Genomic DNA, 12,711 nt, shown 5'->3' with positions numbered 1-12,711 from the left:
TTACCTCCTGTGAAATAACGCCATTGTTTCGATATGCCCCGTATGTGGAAACATATTCATAAGCCCAATTTTTTTAATGCTAAAGCCTGCTTGTAACATAATTGCACTGTCACGGGCTAAAGTAACAGGATCACAAGAGACATATAAAATCGTTTTAAACTGAGTAAGCGGTAATTGCTCTAAAATAGCCATCGCACCTGTGCGTGATGGGTCAAGTACTAACACATCAAGTTCAGCACTAAACCAAGCAGCAGATTGCATCGATTGAGTTAAATCAAAGCAGTAAAAATCAGTATTCGATAATGAGTTAGTGTGCGCATTTTGTTTCGCTAATGCAACCGCAGAATCTACTCCTTCGACACCAATAACGTGTTTTGCATACTTTGCAAGCAGCAATGAAAAATTACCAATTCCACAAAACAAATCCAACACTTGTTCATGACCTTGCAAATCTAACCACTCTTTTGCTTGATTAAGCATAGCTTGATTCACTTGTGGATTAACTTGAATAAAGTTTTCAAGGCCAAATTCAAAGGTTAAATCATATTTAGGTATAGTGTAGTACGGCATCGGATAGTGTGACTGATCAATCTGCCCACTTTCTGATTGCCAAACAATTAACCATTGTTGTTCTTGGCAAGCTTGAGCAACTAATGACTTAAGCTCTTCACTTATTGGTTTTGTATGCCGGATAACCACAAAAGCAGCATTATCAGCCTCACACAATTGCAAGTGAGTTATACTTTGTAAGCCTTTGTGCGTATTGATAAGTAAATCAAATAGGGTAAATAAATCACTAAATGTGCTAGTTAACACGTCACATTGATTAATACTCACCAGTTGCTTCGAGCCTTGTGCACGATAACCTACACGCATTTTTTTAGCTGCTTTATCATGCATTACAGCAATGCGAGCCGAACGCCTGTAATGCTGCATATCACTGGTCAGTGGCTTTTCCCAGTTTAAGCTAGTGACCTTAGCAAACTTCGCAAACAGCTGACTCACAGCAGCTTGCTTCTCAACTAATTGTTGAGAAGCATCTAAGTGCTGTAACTGACATCCCCCACACACCTGATAATGTTCACAAAATGGTTTAACTCGATATTCAGATGCATGAAGCACTTTTTTACAATCTGCGCTGGCAAAACGAGCTTTGTCTTCAACAAGTTGCGCTTTAACCTCTTCACTTGGCAGCGCACCATTTACAAAACACACTTTATTATTATGTTTTGCAACCCCACGCCCTTGATGATCCATTGCTGTAACCGATAACATGATCATTTTTTGTGAAACGGATTTCTTCTTGGCTTTGAAAATCTGTGCCATCGGACAACACCTTAATTATTGATAAAGCGGGAGTAAGTATATACTCTTAAACAACGATAATAATGACAACAACCTATTTTATGACTAAATTTGGCTTACGTGATTCAGTCTTAACCCTAACCTTGATACCGACTGTAATCATAGGCTTGTTGCTGGGCGGTTATTTTACAATAAATCGTTACATTGAGCTCGATGAAATTTTATATCAACAAGGTGTAACAATTATCGAGCCACTTGCCATTGCCGTAGAGCAACCTCTGCTAAAGCGTAATAAAACTTTACTTACACGCTTGGTAAGTCATACCCATAACAAACACGCCCCTGCTATACAGTCGATCGCCATATTTGATGAAAATAACGAACTGGTTATTTTTAGTAAGTATCAAAATGAATTTAAAGATATCGATACAAACAACTCGGCAGCACTTGAGGGTATCAATGTCAAAAGCTCTAAGCATTATTTAACCTTCTCAACGGCTATTATTAATCATAGTCGCCAAGATATGATTTGGAATCATCATAGTTACCAAGCATCACTTGGCACTGTCGTCATTATGCTTAACAAGCAGCAAGCAATTATCGGCCAGCAACGCGCACTACTTGTAAGTGGAATTGTTATTATTTTAGCCTTGGTACTTGCCACAATTTTAGCATTTAGGCTAACTCGCATGTTTGTTCAGCCTCTTAATAAGTTAGTACTCGCTACCGATAAGTTAATTGAAGGTAAAGTTGATACCGGCCTCGACAAGAAAATGTTTGGCGAATTTGAACTACTTCGAGAAGGGCTCAATACAATTTCGCACACCATGGTGATGCAACGAGACGAAATGCAAAAGCATATTGACCAGGCAACCTCTGATTACCGCGAAACCCTTGAACAATATGAAACACAAAATATTCAGTTAAGTATTGCTAAAAAAGACGCACAAGATGCTAACCGTGTTAAGTCTGACTTTTTAGCAAAAATGAGTCATGAACTCAGAACCCCTCTAAATGGAGTAATTGGCTTTACTCGCCAGTTATACAAAACACCGCTAAATAAGCATCAAAAAGATTACTTAGATACCATAGAGCTCTCTGCAAATAGCTTAATGACGATTATCAGTGATATTTTAGATTTCTCTAAGTTAGAAGCGGGTGCGATGGAGTTGGAATCAATGCAATTTCAACTTCGCGATACAATTAATGAGGTGCTGACCTTACTTGCGCCTAGTGCGCATGAAAAGCAGCTAGAGTTATCAATATTTATCCATCCGCACGTGCCTGATAACCTCACCGGTGACCCAACCCGCTTTAAACAAGTTTTGATTAATCTTTTAAGCAACGCTATAAAATTCACCGAAAAAGGTTCTATAAAAGTGGATGTTGGTCATCGTTTATTAGATGAAGAACGCGCATCTATCTTGGTATCAGTCACCGATACAGGGGTGGGCATTCCAATGGATAAACAAGACGCCCTATTCACCCCATTTGGCCAAGCTGATTCAAGTATTACGCGTAAGTTTGGCGGCACAGGCCTTGGTTTAATTATTACTAAACACATTGTTGAAGCCATGAATGGTCGAATAACCTTAAACTCAGCACCCGGAAATGGCACCTGCTTTACCTTTAATGCTGTATTTAGAACACCAAGCAATTCGATTACCAGTGATTTACCAACACAGTCATTGATCAACAAGCGTATTCTTTATTTAGAACCTCACGAGCATACTCACCAAGCAACATTATCATTGTTAAATGAATGGCAAACACAGGTCACACCTTGTACCGATGAAGAAAGCTTTCTCAATGAAATCAACAAGGACTTTAGCTACGACATTTGTATCATTGGCCACACAGCAACAATTGACGATATGCAGCAACTTAAGAGTTATGTAAAGGCTGTACGCCCTGTAACCGACTACTTATACATTATGCTCAACACTGTATCTCACAATATGCGTGAGGCTTTTGTTGGTAGCGGTGCTGACGCCTGTTTAAGTAAGCCGCTTAATCACCGTAAGCTATGTGAAGTGCTTGCTGCACCTTACCGGCTTGATCACCCTGTGCATAATATCGAACAAGGCGATGAAAAGTTATTGCCGCTAAAAGTACTGGTTGTTGACGATAACGACGCTAACTTAAAACTTATTTGCACCCTGCTTGAAGAGCAAATAGAACTTATAGATACAGCGCATAACGGTTCGCAAGCTTATAGCTTGAGTAAAAGCCATAAGTACGACTTAATATTTATGGACATCCAAATGCCTATTATGGATGGCATTACAGCATGCAAACTTATTCGTGAATCTTCACTCAATGAAGATACCCCAATCATTGCTGTCACAGCGCATGCTTTGAGCGGTGAAAAAGAGCAACTTCTCAAAGATGGCTTTAAGGGTTATTTAACCAAGCCAATTGATGAAGACATGTTAAAACAAATAATCAGCGATCACAGTCCGCAGTCACCTATTAATAGAGAGCGGAGCAAAACAGTTACAGCTCAATCGGAGCCTCCGTTTGAAAGTACACGCCTAGATTGGCAGCTCGCGCTACAACGTGCAGGAGGCAAAGAAGAGCTCGCACTTGAAATGCTTAATATGCTGCTACTAAGTGTGCCGGAAACTCTGCGCCTTCTTAATGAAGCAATTGAAAAAGAAGACTGTGAACATGTACTTAGCATTGTTCATAAGTTCCATGGTGCATGCTGCTACACCGGTGTACCTAAGCTAAAATCACTTGCTGAAACGCTAGAAACCTCACTTAAAAGTGATTGTGACCTAAGTTACATTGAGCCTGAGTTATTTGAGTTGATTGATGAGCTAAATAACTTGTTGAATGATGCAGGAATGACTGAGCAGCAAAGCTAACAGCATGCGGCTGTATGCTCTAAATGTGAATTTTATAAGGAACCTGTTGTGTATTTTGTTTTACTTATCGTCTTTAGTGCGATTTCGCTCACTTGGTTTTTTCATCTTTATACTAAGCTAAGCAAAGTCGCTAATAATTACGTAAAGACTAACTACACACAGCAATGGCAAAACTATAACAATAAAGCAAGGTTAACGAAGGAGAAACCAAACTCCATTATTTTTCATTCAATTAGAAAGGGAGAGCTATCGACATTGGGTGACGAAGTATTGCAGAACTATAAGAAAAAGCACCAGTATTTAACCACCCTGCTATGTCTTTCTCCCTTGTTATCATCAGTGCTTGCACAGTTGATCATTTATTTGCTCAAATAAAAACGCGGAGCAGTTTTAATACCAATTCGCTTAATTAAGTGGTCTATTTTGAGGCAATAAAACCTCGTTGATAACAAGGCAAAAATTTCGTTATTTAGTTGTTCTAAATCAGAAATTTTTAACGCTGGTAGCAACAGGTTTAATCCCTCAAAATGATTAAGTATTATTGCGGATTGGTATAACATGCTCCGCGTTTTAAAACTCAGTGACTAAAGCTCAATTATAAACGCGCCTCAATCATTAAACGCTTCATATCGCTCACTGCTTTTTCTAAACCATCAATTGCTGCACGAGCAATAATTGCATGACCAATATTCAACTCGTAGATTTCTGGCATTGCTGCAATCGGTTTTACGTTGTGGTAATGAAGGCCATGACCCGCATTGACGATTAAGCCAAGGCTATCGGCATATTGTACGCCACTACGAATGCGCTCAAGCTCTGTGTGAAGCGCTTGGTCATTTTCTGCATCAGCATAAGCACCGGTATGAATTTCAACATAAGGCGCATTACAGGCTTTTGCAGCATCAAGTTGCGCGTTGTCGGCATCAATGAATAACGACACCTTAATACCCGCTGCTGTTAGTTTTTCTGTCGCTGTTTTTACTTTTTCAAAGTTACCCACTACGTCAAGGCCGCCTTCGGTAGTAAGCTCTTCACGCTTTTCCGGCACCAAACACACATAAGCTGGTTTCACTTCAAGGGCAATATCAATCATTTCATCAGTCACGGCAATTTCAAGGTTCATACGTGTTTGAATCGTCTTTGCCATTACATACACGTCACGATCTTGAATATGACGACGGTCTTCACGTAAATGAATGGTAATGCCATCTGCACCTGCATGTTCAGCAACCGCGGCCGCATGGGCTGGATCTGGGTAGCTTGTGCCACGCGCTTGACGTAAAGTGGCAATATGATCAACGTTTACACCAAGAAGAATATCTTTCATTTTTTTACCTGTTTAAAACAACGATTCATGGCTGAGTTTCAGCCTACTTAATAAATAACTCACGGCTTTTTAATGGCTTTTTGCCAAGTAAAGGCTTAAGTAGATATCGGCTTAATTGCTTTGCCATATATAACACATCTGGCGCGCTAAAGTCATGGGCAGCAATAGCATTTAATTGCTTTCCAGAAAAGCCACTGTGGGGGTCGTCATGCAACAAAAAGCCGTATTCAGCAAAGTACTGGTAATTTGCTGCATCGTTAATTTCATCCCCTTGCGCATCCACACTGAAATCAACGCCATAACCAAGCATTTCAAGTAACTGAAACTCGTAGGAGCGCAGCACAGCTTGTAGGTTTTTAGTTGTCGATAACTCGTCTAAATGCTGCTTATAAAGATGATAAACACTTTCCATCGGCTCATTGATTGGTACGATACGATTAGTTAATTCGTTCAAATAGAAACCGCAATAGAGCTCGGTGCCAGTAAGCATAGTTTGGGCGTCATGGGGTTCAAAGTGATTAATGTATTTTAAATCTGATTTGCCGCTGTACTTAACCAGCAGTGATTGGAAGGGTTGCAGTTGTGCTTTGTGTTTAGTGGCCAAGCGGCCACTAATACGAGCCAGCATTCTGAGCTGACCAACGCCTTCTACCAGCATATCTAGCATGACTTGCGAGTCACTAAAAGGACGTCGATGCAGCAAGTATGCTGTGTAGAATTCGCTATCCATGGCGTGTAGGCTTTACTTAGTCTTCACCATAGCCAAGGCTACGTAGTGCACGCTCATCGTCAGCCCAGCCTGATTTCACTTTTACCCAAAGCTCTAAGAACACTTTATTATCAAGCATGTCTTCAAGGTCCTTACGAGCTTCACGGCCAATCACTTTAAGCTTTTCGCCTTTATTGCCAATGACCATGCGCTTTTGCGTTTCACGCTCAACGAGGATCAGACCATTAATTTGCCAAACACCGTTTTCTTGCCATTTAAATTGCTCGATTTCAACCGTCACTGAATATGGAAGCTCATCACCCATAAAACGCATCAGCTTTTCACGGATCACTTCTGCCGCCATAAAGCGCATTGAACGGTCTGTGACATAGTCTTCAGGGAAATAAAATTCACAAAGCGGTAAGCGCTTTTTCACTTCATCTTTGATGAGTTCAATATTTTTTCCCTGCTTTGCAGAGACAGGCATGATACCAACGAAGTCAAATTTACCGCCCAAAAACTGCATGTGCGGCAGTACTAAATCACGATCTTTAACTTGGTCAATTTTATTCATAACCAATAACACTGGGCGACCGCTTTGACGTACTTTATTAAGTACCATCTCATCGTCGTCATTCCAGTGTGTGCCTTCAACCACAAAAATGATTAGCTCCACATCACCAATTGAGCTTGATGCTGCACGATTCATTAAACGGTTAATGGCACGTTTTTCGTCAACGTGTAAGCCTGGCGTATCTACATACACGGCTTGGTATTTGCCTTCTGTATGAATACCCATAATACGATGACGTGTGGTTTGTGGTTTACGCGAGGTAATACTCACCTTTTGCTCAACAATGTAGTTAAGTAAAGTTGATTTACCCACATTTGGACGGCCAACAATGGCAATCATCCCGCAGTGCGTATCAAGCTCTGCAGGCTCTTTGCTAATTAAATCATCAAGATTCATTTTTAAGTATCTTTAAGGCTTTTTCAGCAGCTTTTTGCTCCGCTTTACGACGCGAGCTACCTACTGAGATAATGCTATCCATCCCTTCAACAATACATTCAACCGTGAATGTTTGATTGTGCGCTTGACCTTTTGTATCAATAACAGTGTAGCCTGGTAACGATAACTTGCGCGCTTGTAAGTATTCTTGAAGTAATGTCTTTGGATCTTTCTGATTTAACCCCGGTGAAATTGCATCAAGTCGCGATTCATACCAGCTTAAAATCAACTCACCACATTGTTCAATGTTTGAATCAAGGAACACGGCACCAATAATGGCCTCGACTGCGTCGGCTAAAGTCGACTCACGGCGAAAACCACCGCTTTTAAGCTCACCAGGGCCCAAACGCAAGTAATCACCTAAGCCAAACTCAAGGCCAAATTCAGCCAGTGTTTGACCACGCACTAAGGTTGAGCGCATGCGACTTAAGTCACCTTCTCGCGCTTTAGGGAATTTGCTGTAAAGCGCATTCGCAATCACAAAGCTCAATATAGAATCACCTAAAAACTCTAAGCGTTCGTTATGTTGACCTTTGTGGCTACGGTGCGTCATTGCCTGTTCAAGCAAGGCTTGATCAGTGAATGTATAACCTATTTTTTTGTATAACTCTGTTACGTTTTTTTTCATCGTTACTGAATATTACCTAGGCGTTCAAAACGAACACCAGTTGGAACCCAGCTTGGTAAGAAGTCATCTGGGCCATTTTCAAATTCAAAACTCATCCATATAAAGACGGCTTTACCTACCAGGTTTTCTTTTGGCACAAAGCCCCAAAAGCGACTGTCTTGGCTGTTATCACGATTATCACCCATCATAAAGTAATGATCAGCAGGAACAACCCACTCATCTGAGCGTGTACCTGGTTGTTGATAATAACGGCCTTTCATTTCAAGCGCTTCAGGGTTAATCAAGATGTTATGATTCACTGTGCCTAGATTTTCATCTAAGCGAACTAAATTCATAGACCCTTGCTTGAATTCGTCACTATTGAGAATTTCCATATCAATTTTATTGTATTCATTACACAACAACTCACCTTGCTGCGTTGCTCCATCCTCACACTTAGGTTGGATATAAAGGTGCTTATTGCGATAAACTATTTTATCCCCAGGTAAACCAACAGCGCGTTTAATATAATCAACACGTTCATCCAAAGGATATTTAAATACAACTATATCACCACGCTCTGGCTCATCAACATCAACGAGTTGAGTGCGCCATACTGGATCTTTAATACCATATGAGTACTTCTGAACCAATATAAAGTCACCAACCAATAGCGTTGGCATCATCGAACCTGATGGTATCTGAAACGGCTCAAAAATAAATGAACGAAAAATTGTAATTGCGGCGATCATCGGGAAGATTGATTTTGCCGTTTCAGTAATACTTGGTTCTGGCGCAATTAATGCGGCAGTTTCTTCGTCTAGCTCACCGCCCGACGCATTTTGAGCAAGGGCGATGCGTTGTTGACGCTTTGGTGCAAACATAAAATGGTCAATTAACCAGATTAGCCCTGAGCCAAGCGTTAACAACACTAAAAAAATCGAAAAATAACCCGCCATGCATTAATTCCTTTATTAACTTCTATTATTTACCAACTTTAAGGATAGCTAAGAACGCATCTTGCGGCACTTCGACGTTACCTAGTTGCTTCATTCGCTTTTTACCTTCTTTTTGCTTCTGTAGAAGCTTTTTCTTACGGCTTACGTCACCACCGTAACACTTTGCAATTACGTTTTTACGTAACTGTTTAACAGTCGTACGCGCAATAACATGCTGACCAATTGCCGCTTGAATTGCAATATCAAACTGTTGACGTGGAATCAGATCTTTCAGTGCCTCAGCTAATAGGCGACCACGTGATTGTGCGATATCACGGTGTACGATTATGGCTAATGCATCGACACGTTCACCATTAATTAGTACGTCCACACGTACCATGTCTGACGCTTGGAAGTGCTTAAAGTTATAATCAAGTGACGCAAAACCACGGCTTGTTGATTTTAACTTATCGAAGAAGTCCATGACTACTTCAGCCATTGGTAATTCGTACGTTACCGCCACTTGCTTACCATGGTAGTTCATTTTAGTTTGTACGCCGCGCTTTTCAACACAAAGCGTAATTACGTTACCTAAAAATTCTTGTGGAACTAATATGTTAGCTTCAACAATTGGCTCACGGATCTCAAGAATATTATTTACCGGAGGAAGATCCGATGGGTTATCAATCTGCTTAACGCCGTCTTTAGTTTCTACTTCGTAGATTACCGTAGGTGCCGTGGTAATAAGATCAATATCGTATTCACGTTCAAGGCGCTCTTGAATGATTTCCATGTGTAGCATACCTAAGAAGCCACAACGGAAACCAAAACCTAATGCTGTTGAGTTCTCTGGTTCAAAGAACAACGACGCATCGTTCAAGCTCAGTTTATCAAGCGCATCACGGAATGACTCATAATCATCAGATGAAATTGGGAACATACCTGCATAAACCTGTGGTTTAATACGCTGGAAGCCCGGTAAGCGCTCTGGAGCAGAATTACGTTGCAAAGTAATGGTATCACCTACTGGTGCACCATGGATTTCTTTAATACCCGCAATGACAAAGCCTACTTCACCGGTTTTTAAGATGCCCGTGTTAGTTTGCTTTGGTGTGAAAATACCCACTTTATCAGCAATGTGAACTTGGTCATTCGACATGATCTTAATTTTATCGCCTGCGCGTAGCTCACCGTGCTTAATACGTACTAATGATACAACGCCTTGGTATGGGTCAAACCATGAATCGATAATTAATGCTTGTAGAGGCTTGTCTTTATCACCTTCTGGTGGCGGAATATCTTTAACGATAACCTCTAACACTTCTTCAATACCAATACCGGTTTTCGCACTACAACGAACAGCTTCTAAGGCGTCGATACCAATGATGTCTTCGATTTCTTCGGCAACGCGAAGTGGATCAGCTTGCGGTAAGTCGATTTTGTTTAGAACGGGAATAACTTCTAAGTCCATTTCGATTGCTGTGTAACAGTTAGCTAAGGTTTGTGCTTCTACACCTTGACCCGCATCAACAACTAAAAGCGCACCTTCACAGGCTGCAAGTGAACGCGATACTTCGTATGTGAAATCAACGTGTCCTGGCGTGTCGATAAAGTTTAACTGGTATGTTTCGCCATCTTTCGCTTTATAATTTAGCGTTACACTTTGCGCTTTGATGGTAATACCACGCTCACGCTCAATGTCCATTGAGTCTAACACCTGCTGCTGCATTTCACGGTCTGTTAAACCACCACAAACTTGGATAAGACGGTCAGAGAGAGTCGATTTACCATGGTCAATATGGGCGATGATCGAAAAATTACGGATATGCTTCATAAACTGGATTCTAAACTTCTATATAAAATGGACTAAGTGTATAAAGCGACAATTTTACATTTAATTGGCTTTAATCACCATCTATTTGAGTGAAAGGAATAGTAATTGGGTGAATTTTTATTACTTTTATATCATGTTTTAGGCTCTTAACCCTTGATTTAGCTATTGCATAGCCAATTAAGCCCCCCAACAAGGCCGCTAAAATTTGCCACCCTTCAGCAAGCGAAAATACTGCAAAAGCAGCTAAAGCGAACCCTAAACTAAGTAATAGTGGCAACATATACACAGCCATTGCATGTTTTACTAAATGACTATCATCCAATGCTAAGGTCACTTTTTGCCCTACTTTTAGCTCATTATCGAATGTATATGGAAATGTTTTTTTAGCGGTACCAAATAACTTGGCAAAGACTTGTGAGCCACAACGGCCATTACACCCTGCACAGGCTTGTTTTTGCTCTGCTTCTAAATTTGCTGTCGTGCCTTTTACAGACACGACAGTGAGTGTTTGTTCAATCATGGTTTAAAGAGGTCGCGCTACCGACTCTGCAATGGCTTTGGCTGTCATAGCGGGAATATTACCAACAACTGACACATCAAAGCTACCACTGTTATGAACATAGACTGTAGTAGCACCCGATGAAAGCGCACCACTGGGGCGTTTGCCTGGCAATGGTCTTTGAACAAATACAGAGACTTCAACAAAGCCATCTGAATACAAGTAATAATCTGTTAGCTCATTGTTTAAATCAAGCTTATGGCGATCAGATTTTAACAGTTTAAATCCATCAGGTAACCAGCCTATCTTCCAATTATTAACCGCCGTACCTGTGCTTTCATTGTCAATTTCACTCACTGGTAAGGGAGTTGGAAAGTCACGGTTTTGCATCTCAAGCAATAAGGGAGCTGGCTGCTCCGTCACACTGATATGAGTAAGCTGTAATTGTTCCAACATTTCGCCTTTGTGGTTAACGTAAGCAGATTTAAGTAATAATGATGACTCAGTATCAAGCCAAATCCAGTAATTAAACTTAAACTCGTCCTTTGATTCTATTCGAACTAATTGCGCTGAACGCCCAGCTATACGGCCTTTTCCGCCAAGAACGAAATCATAATGAGCACTTAAACGCTCAATATCTTTAAACAAAACCTCTGGAATAGGTCCTGCAATTGAGTCAGTTTTGACAGAGTAAGGCTCTGAGTGAGGCTCAAAATAAGTAACTTGATCGTTCACACGAGCCATCTCAAGACCAGCACCATTCAATAAACTTAAATGCTCAAGCTCAATATCACCTTGTTTTGCGTGTAACCAGCGATAAGGCTCCATTGCTTGACCTTTAACGACCACAAAGGATGCATCAAAGTTACGGGTATGAACGGCTTTAGCCATATCTAATAATAATGCTTTGGCGGGGTTTTCGTCGCTGGCAAAAGCGGATGCACTTATTACCAGCGATAAAATAAAAGTAATAACTTTCATTAAATTAGTGATTTTCCTCTTCGGCTTTGGCCTCAGTTTGCGACTTTTCTAATGAATAAGCAACACGTGCTTGTCTATGGTGCTCTAGAACAAGTGCACCAATTCGCTGCTGCTGTAACTCACGCAAACCTTGCTGTGCATTTTCAAGCGCTGGCTGTTCAGATGAGTAGCTCACCGGTGATGCCACGCCAGTCAATGGGGTTGTTTGTAGCAATGGAATGTCACTTTCAGGTGACTCACTGTTTTGCGGCAATGTTTGTACGCCCACTATCGCGAACATTGCAACGCTTGCTGCGATAGCAACTTGTGCAAATGGGCGGCGCCAGTTAAATGCGACAACATTGTCAGTACCTGTTGCTGCCACGATTTCTTCGCTTTTTGGTGTATTTGTTTTATTCGCGAAATCGGCATAGACAGGTTCGTGTTCAAGTGCATCTGCAACGGCGTCGGCAATATCAAAGTTAAAAGCGCTGTTATTTGCCTCAGCACGCATTGCATCACCGATCATCGCATAACGACCAAATGTCGCGACATCATCTTTTGTTATCGCTTCATCGGTTAGTTGCTGTTCGCCGTCAAGTAACGCGGATAGCTGCTCGTTATCCAACTTGTTAACGTCTGCTTTTGTCATA

Annotated in this window: 12 protein-coding genes; 2 read left to right on the top strand and 10 right to left on the bottom strand. The window is 41.0% G+C overall.

Annotation, left to right across the window (positions count from 1 at the left end; all coding sequences use genetic code 11):
* Positions 1–1,326: a 23S rRNA (uracil(1939)-C(5))-methyltransferase RlmD gene (rlmD, locus tag L3V38_RS00970; protein ID WP_237118106.1), complete on the bottom strand. Its 1,326-nt coding sequence runs from the start codon at positions 1,324–1,326 to the stop codon at positions 1–3.
* Positions 1,327–1,406: 80 nt separating this feature from the next.
* Between rlmD and barA the strand changes: the two genes are divergently transcribed.
* Together barA and L3V38_RS00960 are read left to right on the top strand one after the other, a co-directional pair.
* Complete coding sequence (gene barA, locus L3V38_RS00965; protein WP_237118745.1) at positions 1,407–4,175, top strand: two-component sensor histidine kinase BarA; 2,769 nt, start codon at positions 1,407–1,409, stop codon at positions 4,173–4,175.
* A gap of 48 nt (positions 4,176–4,223) precedes the next feature.
* Positions 4,224–4,550, top strand: a complete 327-nt coding sequence (locus L3V38_RS00960) for a hypothetical protein (RefSeq protein WP_237118105.1) — start codon at positions 4,224–4,226, stop codon at positions 4,548–4,550.
* Between the two features lie 220 nt (positions 4,551–4,770).
* On the opposite strand, the gene pdxJ is transcribed toward L3V38_RS00960, so the two are convergent.
* The 9 genes from pdxJ to L3V38_RS00915 form a co-directional block, all read right to left on the bottom strand.
* Positions 4,771–5,502 (bottom strand): pyridoxine 5'-phosphate synthase, encoded by a 732-nt coding sequence (pdxJ, locus tag L3V38_RS00955; RefSeq protein WP_062569663.1) that lies wholly within the window; start codon positions 5,500–5,502, stop codon positions 4,771–4,773.
* Between the two features lie 43 nt (positions 5,503–5,545).
* Positions 5,546–6,232, bottom strand: a complete 687-nt coding sequence (gene recO, locus L3V38_RS00950; RefSeq protein ID WP_237118104.1) for a DNA repair protein RecO — start codon at positions 6,230–6,232, stop codon at positions 5,546–5,548.
* Between the two features lie 16 nt (positions 6,233–6,248).
* On the bottom strand, positions 6,249–7,181 hold the full coding sequence (era, locus tag L3V38_RS00945) for a GTPase Era (RefSeq protein WP_130150424.1): 933 nt from the start codon (positions 7,179–7,181) through the stop codon (positions 6,249–6,251).
* Positions 7,171–7,848 (bottom strand): ribonuclease III, encoded by a 678-nt coding sequence (gene rnc / locus L3V38_RS00940; RefSeq protein ID WP_062569660.1) that lies wholly within the window; start codon positions 7,846–7,848, stop codon positions 7,171–7,173. The genes era and rnc overlap by 11 nt, the downstream gene beginning before the upstream one ends.
* Positions 7,849–7,850: 2 nt before the next feature.
* Entirely contained in the window at positions 7,851–8,786 is a 936-nt protein-coding gene (gene lepB / locus L3V38_RS00935) for a signal peptidase I (RefSeq protein WP_062569659.1), read from the bottom strand.
* A gap of 25 nt (positions 8,787–8,811) precedes the next feature.
* A complete protein-coding gene (gene lepA / locus L3V38_RS00930) occupies positions 8,812–10,599 on the bottom strand; it encodes a translation elongation factor 4 (protein WP_237118103.1) in 1,788 nt (595 codons plus the stop codon).
* Positions 10,600–10,669: 70 nt separating this feature from the next.
* Positions 10,670–11,119: a SoxR reducing system RseC family protein gene (locus L3V38_RS00925; protein ID WP_130150422.1), complete on the bottom strand. Its 450-nt coding sequence runs from the start codon at positions 11,117–11,119 to the stop codon at positions 10,670–10,672.
* 3 nt (positions 11,120–11,122) lie between these two features.
* Positions 11,123–12,079 carry a MucB/RseB C-terminal domain-containing protein gene (locus tag L3V38_RS00920; RefSeq protein ID WP_130150421.1) on the bottom strand — a complete coding sequence of 319 codons (957 nt, stop codon included), beginning with the start codon at positions 12,077–12,079 and terminating at the stop codon, positions 11,123–11,125.
* 4 nt (positions 12,080–12,083) lie between these two features.
* Positions 12,084–12,710, bottom strand: a complete 627-nt coding sequence (locus tag L3V38_RS00915) for an RseA family anti-sigma factor (protein ID WP_237118102.1) — start codon at positions 12,708–12,710, stop codon at positions 12,084–12,086.
* Position 12,711: the final 1 nt, after the last annotated feature.

Source organism: Pseudoalteromonas sp. L1, assembly GCF_021728095.1.
GTDB lineage: Bacteria > Pseudomonadota > Gammaproteobacteria > Enterobacterales > Alteromonadaceae > Pseudoalteromonas.
Note: the sequence above shows the minus strand (reverse complement) of the source record. Positions and strands in the feature narration are given on the sequence as shown.

What these genes read in the sequence shown, in the direction of transcription:
- recO (WP_237118104.1), bottom strand. Translation starts at nt 6,232, where the DNA reads ATGGATAGCGAATTCTACACAGCATACTTGCTGCATCGACGTCCTTTT.
- lepA (WP_237118103.1), bottom strand. Translation starts at nt 10,599, where the DNA reads ATGAAGCATATCCGTAATTTTTCGATCATCGCCCATATTGACCATGGT.
- era (WP_130150424.1), bottom strand. Translation starts at nt 7,181, where the DNA reads ATGAATCTTGATGATTTAATTAGCAAAGAGCCTGCAGAGCTTGATACG.
- L3V38_RS00925 (WP_130150422.1), bottom strand. Translation starts at nt 11,119, where the DNA reads ATGATTGAACAAACACTCACTGTCGTGTCTGTAAAAGGCACGACAGCA.
- pdxJ (WP_062569663.1), bottom strand. Translation starts at nt 5,502, where the DNA reads ATGAAAGATATTCTTCTTGGTGTAAACGTTGATCATATTGCCACTTTA.
- barA (WP_237118745.1), top strand. Translation starts at nt 1,407, where the DNA reads ATGACTAAATTTGGCTTACGTGATTCAGTCTTAACCCTAACCTTGATA.
- lepB (WP_062569659.1), bottom strand. Translation starts at nt 8,786, where the DNA reads ATGGCGGGTTATTTTTCGATTTTTTTAGTGTTGTTAACGCTTGGCTCA.
- rnc (WP_062569660.1), bottom strand. Translation starts at nt 7,848, where the DNA reads ATGAAAAAAAACGTAACAGAGTTATACAAAAAAATAGGTTATACATTC.
- L3V38_RS00915 (WP_237118102.1), bottom strand. Translation starts at nt 12,710, where the DNA reads ATGACAAAAGCAGACGTTAACAAGTTGGATAACGAGCAGCTATCCGCG.
- L3V38_RS00920 (WP_130150421.1), bottom strand. Translation starts at nt 12,079, where the DNA reads ATGAAAGTTATTACTTTTATTTTATCGCTGGTAATAAGTGCATCCGCT.
- rlmD (WP_237118106.1), bottom strand. Translation starts at nt 1,326, where the DNA reads ATGGCACAGATTTTCAAAGCCAAGAAGAAATCCGTTTCACAAAAAATG.